Annotated in this window: 16 protein-coding genes; 3 read left to right on the top strand and 13 right to left on the bottom strand. The window is 61.9% G+C overall.

Going from position 1 to position 16,116, the window contains the following annotated elements; genetic code table 11:
• Positions 1-27 precede the first annotated feature (27 nt).
• Complete coding sequence (locus tag AB4O05_RS19610; RefSeq protein ID WP_460135848.1) at positions 28-582, bottom strand: cysteine hydrolase family protein; 555 nt, start codon at positions 580-582, stop codon at positions 28-30.
• A 123-nt stretch (positions 583-705) separates the two neighbouring features.
• The gene (locus tag AB4O05_RS19605; RefSeq protein ID WP_460135850.1) at positions 706-2,271 is read right to left on the bottom strand and encodes a methyl-accepting chemotaxis protein; all 1,566 of its coding nucleotides are present in this window, start codon (positions 2,269-2,271) and stop codon (positions 706-708) included.
• Between the two features lie 164 nt (positions 2,272-2,435).
• On the opposite strand from AB4O05_RS19605, the gene AB4O05_RS19600 reads away from it, so the two are divergent.
• Positions 2,436-4,634 carry an OsmC domain/YcaO domain-containing protein gene (locus AB4O05_RS19600; RefSeq protein WP_460135852.1) on the top strand — a complete coding sequence of 733 codons (2,199 nt, stop codon included), beginning with the start codon at positions 2,436-2,438 and terminating at the stop codon, positions 4,632-4,634.
• Between the two features lie 71 nt (positions 4,635-4,705).
• Here AB4O05_RS19600 and AB4O05_RS19595 read toward each other — a convergent pair whose 3' ends face one another.
• Together AB4O05_RS19595 and AB4O05_RS19590 are read right to left on the bottom strand one after the other, a co-directional pair.
• A complete protein-coding gene (locus AB4O05_RS19595; protein WP_460135854.1) occupies positions 4,706-5,185 on the bottom strand; it encodes a VOC family protein in 480 nt (159 codons plus the stop codon).
• A 16-nt stretch (positions 5,186-5,201) separates the two neighbouring features.
• Entirely contained in the window at positions 5,202-5,603 is a 402-nt protein-coding gene (locus tag AB4O05_RS19590) for an ester cyclase (protein WP_460135856.1), read from the bottom strand.
• A 108-nt stretch (positions 5,604-5,711) separates the two neighbouring features.
• Between AB4O05_RS19590 and AB4O05_RS19585 the strand changes: the two genes are divergently transcribed.
• The gene (locus AB4O05_RS19585) at positions 5,712-6,230 is read left to right on the top strand and encodes an N-acetyltransferase family protein (RefSeq protein WP_460135858.1); all 519 of its coding nucleotides are present in this window, start codon (positions 5,712-5,714) and stop codon (positions 6,228-6,230) included.
• A gap of 160 nt (positions 6,231-6,390) precedes the next feature.
• Here AB4O05_RS19585 and AB4O05_RS19580 read toward each other — a convergent pair whose 3' ends face one another.
• Genes AB4O05_RS19580 through AB4O05_RS19540 form a run of 9 tightly spaced genes read right to left on the bottom strand, consistent with a single transcriptional unit; the run spans position 6,391 to position 14,731 of the window.
• On the bottom strand, positions 6,391-7,473 hold the full coding sequence (locus tag AB4O05_RS19580) for a protein-glutamate methylesterase/protein-glutamine glutaminase (protein WP_460135860.1): 1,083 nt from the start codon (positions 7,471-7,473) through the stop codon (positions 6,391-6,393).
• Positions 7,436-7,969, bottom strand: a complete 534-nt coding sequence (cheD, locus tag AB4O05_RS19575; RefSeq protein WP_460135862.1) for a chemoreceptor glutamine deamidase CheD — start codon at positions 7,967-7,969, stop codon at positions 7,436-7,438. The genes AB4O05_RS19580 and cheD overlap by 38 nt, the downstream gene beginning before the upstream one ends.
• Positions 7,966-8,775: a CheR family methyltransferase gene (locus AB4O05_RS19570; protein WP_460164783.1), complete on the bottom strand. Its 810-nt coding sequence runs from the start codon at positions 8,773-8,775 to the stop codon at positions 7,966-7,968. Before AB4O05_RS19570 ends, cheD begins: the two co-directional genes overlap by 4 nt.
• 9 nt (positions 8,776-8,784) lie before the next feature.
• Positions 8,785-9,324, bottom strand: a complete 540-nt coding sequence (locus AB4O05_RS19565) for a chemotaxis protein CheW (RefSeq protein WP_460135866.1) — start codon at positions 9,322-9,324, stop codon at positions 8,785-8,787.
• A gap of 36 nt (positions 9,325-9,360) precedes the next feature.
• Positions 9,361-11,019, bottom strand: a complete 1,659-nt coding sequence (locus AB4O05_RS19560; RefSeq protein ID WP_460135868.1) for a methyl-accepting chemotaxis protein — start codon at positions 11,017-11,019, stop codon at positions 9,361-9,363.
• Positions 11,020-11,049: 30 nt separating this feature from the next.
• Positions 11,050-13,089 carry a chemotaxis protein CheA gene (locus tag AB4O05_RS19555; RefSeq protein WP_460135870.1) on the bottom strand — a complete coding sequence of 680 codons (2,040 nt, stop codon included), beginning with the start codon at positions 13,087-13,089 and terminating at the stop codon, positions 11,050-11,052.
• Between the two features lie 41 nt (positions 13,090-13,130).
• Positions 13,131-13,418, bottom strand: a complete 288-nt coding sequence (locus AB4O05_RS19550) for an STAS domain-containing protein (protein WP_460135872.1) — start codon at positions 13,416-13,418, stop codon at positions 13,131-13,133.
• Between the two features lie 23 nt (positions 13,419-13,441).
• Positions 13,442-13,810 carry a response regulator gene (locus AB4O05_RS19545; RefSeq protein WP_065873103.1) on the bottom strand — a complete coding sequence of 123 codons (369 nt, stop codon included), beginning with the start codon at positions 13,808-13,810 and terminating at the stop codon, positions 13,442-13,444.
• Between the two features lie 9 nt (positions 13,811-13,819).
• Entirely contained in the window at positions 13,820-14,731 is a 912-nt protein-coding gene (locus tag AB4O05_RS19540) for a methyl-accepting chemotaxis protein (protein WP_460164920.1), read from the bottom strand.
• Positions 14,732-15,345: 614 nt separating this feature from the next.
• Between AB4O05_RS19540 and AB4O05_RS19535 the strand changes: the two genes are divergently transcribed.
• Entirely contained in the window at positions 15,346-16,113 is a 768-nt protein-coding gene (locus AB4O05_RS19535; protein ID WP_460137540.1) for a pyrroline-5-carboxylate reductase family protein, read from the top strand.
• Positions 16,114-16,116: the final 3 nt, after the last annotated feature.

Here is a 16,116-nt window from a genome sequence, read left to right as displayed (position 1 = left end):
AGTCGGTTGGTTCATTTCGGCTCAAGGCTAAGCCAGGATTTCCTCGGTCCCGAGCACCCTGGCGTAGTCCATCGCCAGGGTGCTCAGCGACAACGCATGCACGTCCTCTGCCGGCCACAGGCGCCCGGACAGATCGGTTTGATCAAAGGTGTAGCAGGCGTCGGCAGCCACCATCACGTCAAACCCCAGGTTACCGCCCGAGCGCGCGGTGGCCTCCACCGAGTTATTGGTGATCACCCCGACGATCACCAGTTGCCTGATTGAGCGCACATGCAGCCAGCGCTCCAGCCCGGTGTGGGTGAACGCATCCGGGACGTTTTTTTCCACCACGTGCTCATGTGCCATTGGTTGCAGCGCGGCCTGGAACTCACAGCCTGGCTGACCGGGCCAGAATACTGAGCCTGGGGTGCGGGATATATGCCGCACATGCACAACCGGCCTATCCGCCTGGCGCCATGCGCTCAGCAGGCGTTGCATGTGCCGCTCGGCGTCGGGGTTGTTGCGTCGCCCAAGTGCCGGCTGGTTCATGCCTTGCTGCATGTCGATGATCAGCAATGTGGCGTTTGTGGCTAATGGTTGCATGGCACATCCCTTGAATGGCTAGGCACGAAACATAGCAGCCAAAGTATGCAGCCAAACAGGGATTTGTTCGAAGACAGGCAAGTGGACGCAGAGCACCTACCCATTCGTAGGTGCTGTCGCGCTTCAGCGGTTGAAACGTTCTACCAACGCATATTGGGTGGCGGCGGTATTGGTCAGTTCCTTGCTGAGGTCCGTGGATTGATGGGCTTGGATCGAGGTCTGGTCGGCCAGGCCAGCAATGGTGGTGATGTTGCGGCTGATCTCTTCGGCGACGGCGCTTTGTTCTTCGGTGGCGGCGGCGATCTGGGTGGTCATCTCGGTGATGTGCGATACCGCTTCGCTGATGCCGACCAGTGCCTGGTCTGCTTCCAGTACCCGGGCCACGCCTTCCTGGGCCTGGCGATGACCGTTTTCCATGCTCTGCACGGCGTTGTTGGACGACGTTTGAAGCTGGGTGATCAGGGCATGGATCTGGGTGGTCGATTGCGAGGTGCGTTGTGCCAGTTGGCGTACTTCATCGGCCACCACGGCAAAGCCTCGGCCTTGTTCGCCGGCGCGGGCGGCTTCGATGGCGGCGTTGAGCGCCAGCAGGTTGGTTTGATCGGCGATGCCTTTGATCACATCGACCACGCTGCCGATTTCATCGCTGTCCCGGGCCAACTGCGCCACGGTGCTGCCGGTTTCGCCAACCACGGCGGACAAGCGCTCAATGGCTTCGCGGGTATCGCGCGCCACCTCGCGACCGCGCCCTGTCAGTACGTTGGCCTGCTGGGTGGCGTCGGCGGTGCGCTGCACATGGCTGGCGACTTCCTGGGTGGTGGCCGCCATCTGGTTGACGGCGGCCGAAACCTGTTCGGTTTCCACACGCTGGCGGTCCAGGCCTTTGGAGCTGGCGGTGGCCAGTTGATCGCATTGCCCGGCCAGGGCGCTGAGTTGTTCGGCACTGTCCTGCAGGCGGGTGAGGCAGGTTTTCAGGCGCGCATTCTGGCTGAGAAACGCGGTTTCCAGACGCCCCTGGGGGCCGCGTGCGTCGCTGTACATCTGGGCGATCAAGGCGTCCGACGTCGAGGGCTCGACACCCGCCAACAGGCGCAAGGTGCTGCCTTGGCGCCAGCGCGAGCAGAGCACGCCCACCGGCACCGCGACCGCCACGGCGACCGCAACGGCTGCCGGAACGCTGAGAAACAGCCCGCCAAGGACACCGGTAAGTCCAGTGGCTACATACGGCACGCAACCGAGCAGGGTCGGCAGCCAGGAGTCCTGGCGCGGTATGGCGGCCTTGCCCTGGCTGAGGCGTTGGTACAGGGCCTGGGCGCGACGAATCTGATCGGCCGTAGGCTTGACCCGCACCGACTCGAAGCCCACCACCTGGCTGCCTTCGAAGATCGGTGTGACGTAGGCGTTGACCCAATAATGATCGCCGTTTTTTGCGCGGTTCTTGACGATGCCCATCCACGGCAGGCCTTGCTTGAGGGCGCGCCACATGTGCGCAAAAACGGCCGGGGGCACATCGGGGTGACGCACGATGTTCTGCGGCGCGCCAATCAGGTCGCTGCGCTCAAAACCGCTGATTTCGACAAAGGCGTCGTTGCAATAACTGATATTTCCTTGAGTGTCCGTGGCGGAGATGAGTTTTTGCGACGGGGCGAGTGAAATCTCGCGCTGTGTTACGGGTTGGTTGTTACGCATTCCGACTACTCCCTGGTTGCTAACAGTCCATCGGCGTGATCTGCGAAAAGGTTAATGCACTTTCGCTATTTCTCCAGCCATTGGTCAAAAGCCTGAAACTTCCCGATGAAAAACCCCATAATGGCGGCCATTTTTTGTTTAGCTCGTTATTCTGGTGTGCCCGCATGGAAATTAAGGTCAACTTTCTCGATAACCTTCGACTTGAAGCCAAGTTCGACGACTTCACGGTAATTGCCGACCAGCCTATTCGCTATAAAGGCGATGGCTCGGCGCCGGGGCCGTTCGATTACTTCCTGGCTTCGTCGGCGTTATGCGCGGCGTACTTTGTGAAGCTGTACTGCCAGACCCGCAATATCCCCACCGAACATATTCGCCTGTCGCAGAACAATATTGTCGACCCGGAAAACCGCTATAACCAGATCTTCAAGATCCAGGTGGAGTTGCCGGCGGATATTTCCGAGAAGGACCGCCAGGGCATCTTGCGTTCCATCGACCGGTGCACTGTCAAGAAAGTTGTGCAGGCCGGGCCTGAGTTCGTCATTGAAGAAGTGGAAAACCTCGACGCCGATGCCCAGGCTTTGTTGATGCCCGGCAGCACTTCGCAAGGGGGCACTTACATTGCGGGCAAGGACCTGCCGCTGGAGCAGACCATTGCCAATATGTCGGGGATTCTCGCCGACCTGGGGATGAAGATCGAGATCGCCTCCTGGCGCAATATCGTGCCCAACGTGTGGTCGTTGCATATCCGCGATGCGCACTCGCCCATGTGTTTTACCAACGGCAAGGGCGCGACCAAGGAGGGCGCATTGGCGTCGGCACTGGGCGAGTTTATCGAGCGGCTCAATTGCAATTTCTTCTACAACGACCAGTTCTGGGGCGAGGAACTGGCCAATGCGCCGTTTGTGCATTACCCGGACGAGCGCTGGTTCCAGCCGGGCCCTAACGACGAGTTGCCGGCTGAAATCCTCGACGCCTACTGCCTCAAGGTCTACAACCGCGACGGCGAGCTGCGTGGTTCGCATCTGTTCGACACCAACTCGGGCAATGAAGAGCGCGGCATCGTTTCGCTGCCGTTCGTGCGCCAGTCGGATGGCGAGGTGGTGTATTTCCCGTCCAACCTGATCGAAAACCTCTACCTGAGCAACGGCATGAGCGCCGGCAACACCCTGGCCGAAGCCCAGGTGCAGTGCCTGTCGGAGATATTTGAGCGCGCGGTCAAGCGCGAAATCATCGAAGGCGAGTTCGCCCTGCCGGACGTACCGGCCGAGGTGCTGGCCAAGTACCCTGGCATTGTGGCGGGCATTGAGGGCCTGGAGGCCCAGGGCTTTCCGGTGCTGGTCAAGGATGCCTCGCTGGGCGGCGAATTCCCGGTGATGTGCGTGACCCTGATGAACCCGCGCACCGGCGGCGTGTTCGCCTCGTTCGGCGCCCACCCGAGTCTGGAAGTGGCACTGGAGCGCAGCCTGACCGAACTGCTCCAGGGCCGCAGCTTCGAAGGCTTGAATGACCTGCCGCAACCGACGTTCGAAGGCCAGGCGGTGACCGAGCCGAACAACTTCGTCGAGCACTTTATCGACTCCAGCGGCGTGGTGTCGTGGCGCTTCTTCAGCGCGCAATCGGACTACGAATTTGTCGAGTGGGACTTCTCGGGCGAAGGCGCGGACTCCAACGCCCAGGAGGCCGCGACCTTATTCGGCATTCTCGAAGGCATGGGTAAAGAGTCCTATATGGCGGTGTACGAACACCTCGGTGCAACCGCCTGCCGCATCCTGGTGCCGGACTACTCGGAAATTTATCCGGTGGACGATTTGATCTGGGATAACACCAACAAGGCGCTGTTCTTCCGCGCCGATATCCTCAACCTGCACAGCCTCGACGAGGATGAACTGCAGGCGCTGGTCGAGCGCCTGATCGAAAGCGAGCTGGACGACTACACCGATATCACCACCCTGATCGGCATCGAGTTCGACGACAACACCGCCTGGGGCCAGTTGACCATTCTGGAGTTGAAGCTGCTGATCTTCCTGGCCTTGCAGCAATATGAGGAGGCCAAGGAGTGCGTGGAGATGTTCCTGCAGTACAACGACAACACTGCTGAGCGTGGCCTGTTTTACCAGGCCATGAATGCGGTGCTGGAGATGGAACTGGACGAGGACCTGGAACTGGCGGATTACGAGGCCAACTTCCGGCGCATGTTCGGCGATGAGCGGATGGACGCAGTGATTGGCTCGGTCAACGGCAGTGTGCGGTTTTATGGCTTGACGCCGACCAGCATCAAGCTGGAAGGGCTGGACCGGCATTTGCGCTTGATCGAGAGCTACAAGAAGCTGCACAGCGCGCGGGCCAGCATCACTTCAGCCTGAGGCTGAGACCTGTGGGAGGGACTTGCATCGGTTGCATAGGGCCATAACGGCCGATCCCTCCCCAGGGGCGTCTAACCTTTCACGGCGGCTTCGATCGCTGCGATGTCGATTTTGGTCATGGTCATCATCGCCTCGAACGCACGCTTGGCGATGGCCGGGTCGGGATGGGCCACGGCGTCCGTCAACACCCTGGGCGTGATCTGCCACGACAGCCCCCACTTGTCCTTGCACCAGCCGCACACGCTGGCCTGGCCGCCGTTGTCGATGATGGCGTTCCAGTAGCGGTCGGTTTCGGCCTGATCGTCGGTAGCCACCTGGAATGAAAACGCCTCGGTATGGGGGTAGATCGGGCCGCCGTTCAAGCCGACGCACGGAATGCCCAGTACGGTGAATTCAACGGTTAATACGTCGCCCTGTTTACCTGAAGGGTAATCGCCAGGCGCCCGGCGCACGGCGGTCACCGCGCTGTCGGGGAAGGTGTTGGCGTAGAAGTGGGCGGCCTCTTCGGCGGTGCCGTTGTACCAGAGGCAGAGGGTATTTTTAGGGGCCATGTTGGTCTCCACGGAGTCAGTGGTTCATGGAGTTTAGCTGCTGTTCGATGGCGGACTTATCGATTACCGACCAGACGTGGGCGATTTTTCCGTCGGCGTATTCATAAAAAACATTCTCGGAAAATTCGACGTTGCGGCCATTGACTGGTAGCCCCAGGAACTCACCCCTGGGGGTGACGTTGAAGTTCAGGCGGCTGGCGATGGTCGGTGGATCGGCGATCAGCAACTGGATGTGAAACACCAGGTCTGGGATCTCGCGAACGTCCCGCTCCAGCATCGCACGATAGCCCGCGAGGCCGACCCGCGTTGCGTTGTAGGTTACGTCCGGGTGAACGAGTGCGCCCAACCGGTCCCAGTCCCGATGGTTGAGGCAGGCGATGTAGTCTCGGTAACGGGTGACGAGTTCATCGTGGGTCATCTGATGTTCCTCCGGTTCTATGTGCCGTCAATACAGATAATGATTGTCTGACTCCAATTTTCCTGCCAGTTTTCTGAACCCCGACTTTCGCAAAGAAGGCGTACATCCATGATCCGCAGGGCCTTACCCTCCGATGCAAAGGCGATTGCCCAGGTGCATGTCAGCAGTTGGCAAGAGGCCTATCGTGACCTGATGCCGGCCGAGTACCTGAACTCATTGAACGCAACGCTACCTCGGCGTGAAGCATTTTGGGGGCGCTCGATTGAGTCGGGCGAGTCTAATGTGTGGGTCGCGCAGTTGAACCAGCAGGTTGTCGGCTGGATATCAGTCGGTGCCAGTCGTGACGAAGATGCCGCCGGGGGCGGCGTCGGCGAGGTCATGGCCATCTATGTCCTAGCCGGGTATTGGCAAACCGGCGTCGGGCTGGCCTTGTGGAAGGCAGGTGTGCAGGACTTGCTGGCACAGGGGTATCAGCGTTTGACGCTGTGGGTCTTGAGCCGTAATGAAAGAGCCATCCGGTTTTATCGCAGGGCAGGGTGTGTTGTTGAAACAGGCAGTGAGCGCATGCTTGAGAGGGGAGGTGTAGGCCTGGCTGAGGTGAGGTATGGCTTGCCTTTAACCGTGTAAGCCAGTTACGGACACGCCGAGCCTGGGTGAGGTTAAATAATTAATTTCTTACTTGAACGCCCCTGTTTTTGTGGCGAGCGGGCTTGCCCACGTGCCCCCCTCGGCATGGGACTTTTGTAGGAGCGAGGGGGACGCCTGCGCGGGGACTCTTATCAAACCTTCATTTATGCAGAATCGCCTGGTGGATATCCTCCAGCGCCATGATGCGCTGGGCGGCGTTGAGCTTGATGGCTTCCTTGGGCATGCCGAACACCACGCAACTGGCTTCGTCCTGGGCCACCGTGGCCGCGCCGGCTTCGAGCATCTCCTTGAGCCCGCGTGCGCCGTCGTCGCCCATGCCGGTCATGATGATGCCGGTGGCGTTCTTGCCGGCGAACTTGGCCACCGAGCGAAACAGCACGTCCACCGAAGGCCGATGGCGGTTGACCAGCGGCCCATCGATCACCTGGGCGTGATAATAGGCGCCGCTGCGGGTGACCATCAGGTGTTTGCCGCCAGGGGCGATCAGGGCCAGGCCCGGCAGGATGCGGTCGTTGTTGCGCGCTTCGCGCACTTCGATCTCGCAGACGCTGTTGAGGCGTTCGGCAAAGGAGGCGGTGAACTTCTCCGGCATGTGCTGCACGATCACCATGCCTGGGCACACCCTCGGCAGGGCCGTCAGCACCGCCTCCAGCGCCTGGGTACCGCCGGTGGAAGTGCCGATGGCGACGATGCGCTCGGTGGTCTGTGCCATGGCATGGCCATTGGCGGCGGGCAGGATTGCATCCGCGCTGAGCTTGCTGGCCGGGGCAAGCGCCGGCACCGGGCTGGCGCTGCGTTTGCCCAGGTTCCTGACGTTGGAGTTCGCCGCGGCGCGAATCGCCGCCACCAACTCGGCTGCCGACTCGATCAGGAAATTCTTCAAGCCGGTCGTGGGTTTGGTGATGATTTCCACCGCACCCGCCGACAGCGCCTGCAGGGAGGTTTCCGCGCCTTTCTGGGTCAGCGAGGAACAGATCACCACCGGCGTCGGCCGTTCGCTCATGATTTTCTTGAGAAAGGTGATGCCGTCCATGCGCGGCATTTCCACATCCAGCACGATCACGTCCGGCCATTCGCGGGCGAGTTTGTCCATGGCGAAAATCGGGTCGGAAGCGGCGCCCATGACATGGATATCCGGCGTATCACCGAGAATCGCCAGCAGGACCTGGCGTACTACGGCCGAGTCATCGACCAGCAGCACACTGATTTTTTTGGTAGGCATCTTGTTGAAGTGTTCCCATTGGTTGGTGCCGAACCCAGACGTTGCCGTTCCACAGATCGAACATGATCGTGCGGTAACCGGTACTGCCCATGTCCTGGGCCGTCAGGTGCAGGTGATAGTGCTCGGCCAGGGCCAGCGCCGCGCGAATATTCAGGCTGGCCACATCGTGCATCGGCAGGTGGCGCTGCTGCTCGGGAAACATTTTGCCGCCGCCGAACAGCTTGACCTGGTAATCCCGTGCATGTGTGCCATTGACCTGCGCGTGGCGCAGCAGCAGTTCCATGGCTTCGTCGGCATATTTGCCGTCCAGGGGCTGGTGGGTGCGCAGGCGCCCCGGCAGCATGAAGTGACACATGCCGCCGATCAGCTGTTGCGGGTGCCAAAAGGTGATCGCTACGCAGGAGCCGAGCAAGGTCCGCAGGCGCGTCGGCCGCGTAGCAAAGCTGACCTGACCAGGCGCCAATACCACTTCGGCCGCATCGACGGGCTTTTTCATGGCTTGCGGTAAATCGACGGCGCCACCAGTTTCAAGGTGTCGTTGACACCGTTCAGGCTTTCCGAGTGACTGATGATGAAGTAACCGCCGGGTTTGAGCAGCGGCAACAGACGCGCGACTACCTGGCTCTTGGTCTGCTGGTCGAAATAAATCATCACGTTGCGCAGGAAGATCACCTCGAACTCGCCCAGGGCAGGCAGTGCTTCGTTGAGGTTGACCTGGACGAAGTTGACACGGCTGCGCAAGCTCTTGTCGATCAGGAAGGTGCCCTCCTGGCGGCCAATGCCCTTGAGGCAGTACTTGGTCAGCAGCGGCTGGGGCAGGGTCCCGGCGCGCTCCATGGCGTAATGACCGCTGCGCGCCTTGGCCAGCACCTGGGTGCTGATGTCCGAGCCGATCACCTCCCAGGGGGTGGTGCCCAGGCTTTCGGCCAGGGTCATTGCCAGGCTGTAGGGCTCTTCGCCCGAGGAGCTGGCCGCGCTCCACACGCGAAATACCTTGCCCGGCGCGGCCTGCGGCAGCACCTGCTGGCGCAGGAAATCGAAGTGCTTGGGCTCACGGAAAAAATAGGTTTCGTTGGTGGTCAGCAAATCCAGCGCCACCTGCAGTTCGCCCTTGCGCTGGTCATTCATGATCAGCTTGAAATACTCACCATAGCTTTGCAGCTCATAGTGCTTGAGGCGCTTGAACAGGCGCCCGGCCACCAGGGCCTTCTTGGCGGGCGACAGGTTGATGCCTGCCGCGCGGTACAGCCAGGCCTGGAACTGACCGAATTCACGATCATCGATGGCGGCGTTGTCTGGCATGGTCGGGCCTCAACGCGGGTCGACGTCGAGGGCCGGCGCCTGGCCGCCCTCGGCGAGGCTGGACATCTCATCGATGGACAGCACCTTGTCCACCTCCAGCACGATTACGAACTTGTCGTCGACCTTGGCCATGCCGCTGATGAAGTCAGCGCGAATCCGTGCACCGAAACTCGGCGGCGGCTCGATCTGCGTGGCCGGGATCTCCTGTACGGCAGACACCGTATCAACCAGCAGCCCGATGTCCTGGGGCTGGCCATCTTCGGTACTCGCCTCGATGATGACCACGCAGGAACGCCGGGTGATCGCCGAATTGGCTCGTCCAAAGCGCGCCGACAGGTCGACCACCGGCACCACCGCGCCGCGCAGGTTGATCACCCCGCGCACGAACGCGGGCATCATCGGCACCACGGTCAGGCTGCCGTATTCGATAATTTCCTTGATCCCCAGAATGCCGATGGCGAACATCTCGCCGCCGAGCATGAAGGTCAGGTATTGCGCATCCTCATCTACCGCCACCGCGGTATGCCGAGTTGTCATCACTGCGCCCATGTCACTCTCCCTTGTAGGCCCGCATCGATCGTGTGATCAGAAGCGGGTGAATTCCGATTCGTCCGGGGCGCTGGCCATGTTGTAGGCGAACGCCTTGCGCGGTGCCTGTGGTTTCGGGCGTGGCGGCTGACGGTTGGGCTTGTTGCCGGGGCTGTCCGCGCTGCTGCTCTGCACCGCGGCCTTGGGGGTTGAATCCAGTACGAAGAAGCTCATGGCCTGTTGCAGTTGCTCGGCCTGGCTGCTCATTTCTTCGGCGGTGGCGGCCAGTTCCTCGCTGCTCGAGGCATTCTGCTGGGTGACCTGGTTGAGCTGGGTCATCGCCGTGTTGATCTGCGCGACACCGGCGGCCTGTTCTTCGGAGGCGGCACTGATTTCCTGCACAAGATCGGAAGTCTTGTTGATGGACGGCACCATTTCGTCGAGCAACTTGCCGGCTTTCTCGGCCATGTCCACGCTGCTGGAGGACAATTCGCCGATTTCCTGGGCGGCTACCTGGCTGCGTTCGGCCAGTTTGCGCACTTCGGCGGCCACCACCGCAAACCCCTTGCCATGCTCACCGGCACGGGCGGCCTCGATGGCGGCATTGAGCGCGAGCAGGTTGGTCTGGTAGGCGATGTCATCGATGATGCTGATGCGCTGGGCGATTTTTTTCATCGCCACCACGGTCTGCTGTACCGATTCGCCGCCTTCGGTGGCTTCCTTGGCAGCCTTGCTGGCCATGCCATCGGTGACCTTGGCGTTTTCGGTGTTCTGGTTGATGCTGGCGCTCATTTGCTCGACCGAGGCGCTGGTTTCTTCGACGCTGGCGGCCTGTTCACTGGTGGCCTGGCTCATCGATTGCGCGGTGGCGCTGACCTGCTCGGAGGCGCTGGCCAGGTTATCGGCGGCGTTGCGCACTTCGCCGATGATATGCGCCAGTTTGCCGACCATATTGCGCATGGCGTTGAGCACCATGCCGGTTTCATCTTTCGCACCCGAGTCGATGTGGGCATTGAGGTTGCCTTCGGCCAATTGCTCGGCGGCGGTCGCGGCTTGCCTCAAGGGGCGGGAAATGATGCGTGCGATGAACACCGCCAGGCCCAGGCCGATCAACAGGGCTGCGATCAATACCGCGATGATCGACAGCCGTGCGCTTTCGTACAGCGCCGAGCCCTTATCCCCCGCGACCGTCGCACCAGCGTCATTGAGCTCGACCATTTTCTGCAGGCGGGTGGTCACCTCATCGAAATGTGCCTTGGACTCACCTCGCAGCAGGGCGCGCGCCTGGGCTTCCTGGTTCTGCCGGGAAAGCTCGAACAACTGATTGCTGCTCACCAGGTACGAGGTCCAGGCGCTTTTCACGCTGGCCAGGAGCTTACGGTCCTCATCGTTTGACAGCATCTGCTCGTAGGTACCCATGCGAGTTTCGAACTCTTGGCGCGCGTCGGCGGCTTCACGTTCGGCCTGGGCTTTTTCTTCGGCGAGATCGGTACTGATGTGGCGGTTTTCTTTCAGGCGATAGTTGGCGGCGTAATAACGCATGCCTGCCGCAGCGCGCATGGAGGGCATCCAGTTGCCCCTGATGTCCTGGGCCGCCTGGTTGACCTCCCCGAGCTGGAGGACGGCGAAGCCACCCATGGCCGCAGTAAGGGCCAGGACCACCAGGAACGAGCTGATCAACTTGGTGGAAATTTTAAGATCGTAGAACCATTTCATCGGGGGAACCTCCATGGAGTTGCAAATACGTCAGCGAGCGACGACCGGTGGCGATTGAGGGGCCGGGGTCGTGCGGGCTTCCAGTTGTACGATTTGATTGAGCAATGCCGGCACATCCAGGATCAGGGCCACGGCGCCGCTGCCCAAAATGGTTGAGCCGCTGATGCCGCGCAGTGCGCCGAACAACTTGCCCAGGGGTTTGATCACGGTCTGGAACTCGCCGAGCAGGTCATCCACCACCAGCCCGGCCTTGTACTCGGCGTAGCGCACCACCACCACGTTCTGGCGCCGGGCGGCAGGGCCTTCGTGGCTGAAGTGGTCGCGCAGGTCCACCAGCGGCAATACCTCGCCACGCAGGTCCAGATAGCCCTTGTCGCGGCTGGACTGGCGCTGGTGCTCATCCAGTTCGATACATTCCTGGACCATGTCCAGCGGAATTACATAGGTGGACTGGTCGATGCCGACCAGGAACCCGTTGATGATCGCCAGGGTCAGCGGCAGGCGAATGCGCACCACGGTGCCCTGGCCGGGGCGGCTGTCGAGGTCGACGGTGCCGCGCAACAAAGTGATATTGCGCTTGACCACGTCCATGCCGACGCCACGCCCGGACAGGTTGGTCACCGCCTCGGCGGTAGAGAACCCCGCTTCGAAGATCAGGTTGTAGATCTCCTGGTCGGTGAGCACCGCACCGCTGGCCACCAGCCCGCGTTCCTGAGCCTTTTCCAGGATGCGTTCGCGGTTGAGCCCGGCGCCATCGTCGGCGATTTCAATGACGATGCTCCCCGAGTCATGGTAGGCATTGAGGCTCAGATGCCCCTTGGTCGGCTTGCCGGCGGCACGCCGCGCGTCGGCGCTTTCGATGCCGTGGTCCATGGCGTTGCGCAGCAGGTGCATCAGTGGGTCGCCGATCTTCTCGACCACGGTCTTGTCCAGTTCGGTTTCCGCGCCGCTGATGATCAGTTCGATGTCCTTGCCCAGTTCCTGGCTGATATCGCGCACCACGCGGCGGAAGCGGTTGAACGTGTCGCCGATGGGGATCATGCGCAGGTGCAGGGCGCCGTCGAGGATCTCTTCCACCAGGCCCGATACCGTCGAGGTGGCTTCTTGCAGGGGATCGTTGTTGCAGGAGCGCGCCAGCAGGCTCGCGCCGGCGCTGGCGATCACCAGCTCGCCGACCAGATTGATCAACTCGTCGAGCTTGTCGGCGTTGACCCGCACGTAATTGCCGTCGCGGCTTTTCGTGTCGCTGGCTGCCGGCGTGCGCTGCGGCGAGGCCGTCATGAGGCCCTGCTCGGTCTGCGTGACCACGTCGCTGGCGATGGCCGCCGTGCTGTCGGGCGCCTCGTCGACGGCACTGATGTGCACCTCACAGTCGTCACGCACGAAGTCGAACACTTCATTGAGGGTGGCGTGGCTGGCGCTGGAGCGCAGCTCGATCTCGAAACCCAGGTAGCAGCTTTCCGGGTCCCAGCTGTCCAGGGCAGGGATGCGATCGGTCAAGGTGGTGACCTGCAGGATGTGCCCCAAGGTCTCCAGGTAGCGCAGGAATGACAGCGGGTCCATACCGTTACGGAACACGTCCGCGCCAAACCGCAGGGAGATGCGCCACAGCGCATCGGCGGGCGTGTCCGCGCAGGCCGCCACGGCCTGGGTGCTTTGCGCGGGGTGGTCAGGCGCCTGATAGGCACCCAGCGCCTCGCGCAATGCCGCTTCACGTTCCAGGGCCGCGGGCTGGAGCGTTTCACCGCGATTGGCGACCACGTCGATCAACTCGAGCATATGGTCGCCGCACTGCAGCAGCACCGCGATCAGCGTGGCATCCACGGCCACGGCGCCGTCGCGCAGGCGGTCGAGTACGTCCTCCACGATATGCGTAAAGCTCACCACAGGCTCCAGGCCGAACAGGCCGGCGGAGCCCTTGATGGTATGTGCGGCGCGGAAAATCGCGCCGATGGCATCCTGGTCGCCGGGCTCGCTTTCCAATTGCAGCAGGGATTGCTCCATGGCCTGCAACAGCTCGCGCGCCTCGACGATGAATGTCTGTTGTGCCTGATCGAGATTGATGCTCACCTGGACCTTCCTTGTCGATCAATAAACGTGGGCAGCGCTGGCTATGAGGCCGCGCTGCGACAGAGTTGGAGTGCCTGTGTGACCGCCTGGCTCTGGCCGATCACGCTCAACACCGTACCGGCGATGCCGGCTTCACGCTGGATGACCGCGAGCAACTGCAGGCCGGCGCCATCCATCTCGGTGACCTGTGACAGGTCCAGTTCCAGGTGTGGCGCCGCGCTTATCTGCGGCAGCAGTGCACCCGCCAGCTCGGCTACGGTGTAGATCGTGAGCTCGCCGTCAATGCACACGCGGGCGGTGTCGTCGATGACTTCAGTGGATATCGGCATGGGGGCCTCCCTGGCGCCGGGTGTCAGGGCAGGATCAGTTTTGACACCGCTGCCAGCATCTGCGCCGGCTGGAACGGCTTGACCACCCACGCCTTGGCGCCGGCAGCCTGACCCTCGGCCTTCTTCGATTCCTGGGACTCGGTGGTCAGCATGATGATCGGGGTGAATTTGTAGTTGGCCAGCTTCTTGACCTCCTTGACGAAGGTGATGCCGTCCATGTTGGGCATGTTCACGTCGCTGATGATCAGGTGCACCTTCTGCCCGGTCAGCTTGCCCAGGGCATCCTTGCCGTCGCTGGCCTCGATAACGTCGTAACCGGCGCTTTTCAAGGCAATGCCAACCACTTGCCGCACGCTGCTGGAGTCGTCGACCACTAATACATTCTTCGCCATGAGGTGCTCCTAAAAGAAGGTGATGTCTTGAGAATTCTGCTGCACGGCCGCCTCTCCATGATGGAGGCGCCGTTGTTCGTCGGTGGCATAGGTGGCCTCCATGCGCGCCAGCCACTGCCGGGCGTCAACGGCCACCGCCTGGTCCGGGGCCTGGTTGACCTGCAGGAGATGGTCATGCAAAGCGTGCATGTTGTCGCGCACGTGGCTGAGGATCTGGCTCACCCGGTCCTGGAATTGCAGGTTGACCAGCACCTCGGTCATCTCATCACGGATGCCATAGCTTTCCTGCTTGAGCAGGTCGGCCGAGTCGGCCAGGCGCCCGGTGATGTTCTGGAAGCGCTCGAGCACCACTTGAATACTGTTTTCGGACTCGGCCACCGAGTGGCTGTCCTGGTCGGCACTGCTGGACGCGGCCTGCACCAATTGAGTAATGGCGTTATTGATGATGTCGACCTTGGCCGACATCTGCTGGCCGGTTTCGCTGGATTTGCTCGACAGGCTGCGCACTGCGTCGGCGACGACCGCGAAGCCGCGACCGGCCTCACCGGCACGCGCTGCCTCGATGGCCGCGTTGAGGGCCAGCAGGTTGGTTTGTGCGGCAATCGCCGCCACGTCGGCGGCCATGGTGCGCAGCTCGCCGGTATAGGCAGTGAGGCTGCGGACCTGGACCAGGGTCTGGTCACGGCTGGTTTGAGTGGCCTTGAGCGAATTGATCACCTGGCTCAACTCGGTGTCGCTGCGCGCCAGTACCTCAAGCGCGCCGTCGGCGGCCTGGCCATCCAGTTCGCCGGCGGCGTGCTGCGAGGCTTGTACCGTTTCCTGCAAGCGCGCGGCGATCCCGGTGAAACGGTTGGCCAGGCTCACAATCGCCTCTTCGGTCTGTTGACGCGAGCTTTCCACTTGCTTGGCCCAGATCGGCATGGCGCCCAGCAACACCTCATCGAGCTGTGCCCGCGAGGCCAGGCCGGGGTGCGCCGCGTCCGCTTCTGACTGATCCGCCTGCGCTCGCGCGAGGGCTCGCAGCAGCGTATTACGCTGCGAACCCGCGCTCCAGGCGCAGGCCCCCAGGCCAATCAGCACCAGTGCCGCGCAGGCCCCCAGGTTCGCCGCCGAGGTCGACTGCATGAGTATCCATGACACGGCAGGCACGACCGGGATAAAAGCGAACCAGCGAAAACGTGGATGAACAGGAAGGGGAGTGCGGCTGGGTTGACGCTGGGCCATGAGTTCGATCCTTGAGCATGTTGCGGACATAAACGACATAGAGGTTATCTGCGCCATGCCTGGCAACTTTAGGTCGTGTAGGCGCCTTCCGTCAGGTTTATGACAGGCGGGTGACCGAACCGCGTGTTCAGGCCCCGGATCCAGCCCGTTCTGGCGTCTGAAAAAGAACGGCGCGGCCAGGCGGGCAGCGGTTGCGTTGTGGGCTGTAGCTGCTCCGTGAAGGGCGGCCGCTGCCAAACCTGCTTGGGGCAAACATGGCTATGATGCTCCTGGCACCGGCCGCAGCGGTTCAACCTGACGGAGGAAGCACATTGTTGAGTATCGGGATTCTGGGCGTCGGCGAACTGACGGAAAAAGTCGTGATCGGCCTGCGCCGCAGTGGTTTTACCGGCCGTGTGCTGCTTGCTCCGCGAAACCGGGAGCGCGCGGAGCAGCTGGGCAGTTCCTGGGCCTGTGAAGTCATGGCCAGCAATCAGGCCGTCGTCGAGGCCGCGGAGCTGCTGGTGCTGGGGGTTCGTCCCGAGGGGGTCGAGCAACTGGCACACGAGGTGCGGCTCAAGCCTTGGCAAACCCTGGTATCGCTGGTGGCTGGCCTGACACTGGGCGAACTGAAAGGCCATTTCCCACACGCGCGTCTTGTGCGGGCAATGCTTTCCTATGCCGCGCAGATCAACCAGTCGACCGTGGTGATCACGCCGGGAGGGCAACCCCACGAAAGCGTGCTGGGCGCGCTGGGATCGCTGGTGGTACTGGACGACGAGCAGGCGTTCGAGCTTGCCACCGTGGCGGCGTGCATGAACGGGTGGTTCTATTTCTTTCTGAACGACCTTCAGCAATGGTTTACCGATAAGGGCTTGTCCCAGGAACAGGCGCGCCAACTGGTGCTGGGCAACCTGCAGGATTGCCTGGCCAGCGCGCGTCATCGGCCGCTGGCCAGCCTGGAAGCGTTGGGCAACGCCATCGCAACCCCCGGGACGTTCACGGCCGCCGGGTTAGACGTGCTCCGGGATAAAGCGGCGGCGCAACCCTGGAAGCAGGCGTGTGATGAGGTGTATGCGCGCTTGCTGAAGAAACCTTGAGCG

It is taken from the genome of Pseudomonas sp. S1_G07, assembly GCF_054668565.1.
The sequence above is the reverse complement of the archived record's forward strand: the minus strand, read 5'-3'. Positions and strand labels throughout refer to the sequence as shown.

Excerpts from the sequence above, each read along its gene's own strand:
- AB4O05_RS19610 (WP_460135848.1), bottom strand. The coding sequence starts at position 582 with ATGCAACCATTAGCCACAAACGCCACATTGCTGATCATCGACATGCAG.
- AB4O05_RS19605 (WP_460135850.1), bottom strand. The coding sequence starts at position 2,271 with ATGCGTAACAACCAACCCGTAACACAGCGCGAGATTTCACTCGCCCCG.
- AB4O05_RS19600 (WP_460135852.1), top strand. The coding sequence starts at position 2,436 with ATGGAAATTAAGGTCAACTTTCTCGATAACCTTCGACTTGAAGCCAAG.
- AB4O05_RS19595 (WP_460135854.1), bottom strand. The coding sequence starts at position 5,185 with ATGGCCCCTAAAAATACCCTCTGCCTCTGGTACAACGGCACCGCCGAA.
- AB4O05_RS19590 (WP_460135856.1), bottom strand. The coding sequence starts at position 5,603 with ATGACCCACGATGAACTCGTCACCCGTTACCGAGACTACATCGCCTGC.
- AB4O05_RS19585 (WP_460135858.1), top strand. The coding sequence starts at position 5,712 with ATGATCCGCAGGGCCTTACCCTCCGATGCAAAGGCGATTGCCCAGGTG.
- AB4O05_RS19580 (WP_460135860.1), bottom strand. The coding sequence starts at position 7,473 with ATGCCTACCAAAAAAATCAGTGTGCTGCTGGTCGATGACTCGGCCGTA.
- cheD (WP_460135862.1), bottom strand. The coding sequence starts at position 7,969 with ATGAAAAAGCCCGTCGATGCGGCCGAAGTGGTATTGGCGCCTGGTCAG.
- AB4O05_RS19570 (WP_460164783.1), bottom strand. The coding sequence starts at position 8,775 with ATGCCAGACAACGCCGCCATCGATGATCGTGAATTCGGTCAGTTCCAG.
- AB4O05_RS19565 (WP_460135866.1), bottom strand. The coding sequence starts at position 9,324 with ATGGGCGCAGTGATGACAACTCGGCATACCGCGGTGGCGGTAGATGAG.
- AB4O05_RS19560 (WP_460135868.1), bottom strand. The coding sequence starts at position 11,019 with ATGAAATGGTTCTACGATCTTAAAATTTCCACCAAGTTGATCAGCTCG.
- AB4O05_RS19550 (WP_460135872.1), bottom strand. The coding sequence starts at position 13,418 with ATGCCGATATCCACTGAAGTCATCGACGACACCGCCCGCGTGTGCATT.
- AB4O05_RS19545 (WP_065873103.1), bottom strand. The coding sequence starts at position 13,810 with ATGGCGAAGAATGTATTAGTGGTCGACGACTCCAGCAGCGTGCGGCAA.
- AB4O05_RS19540 (WP_460164920.1), bottom strand. The coding sequence starts at position 14,731 with ATGCCGATCTGGGCCAAGCAAGTGGAAAGCTCGCGTCAACAGACCGAA.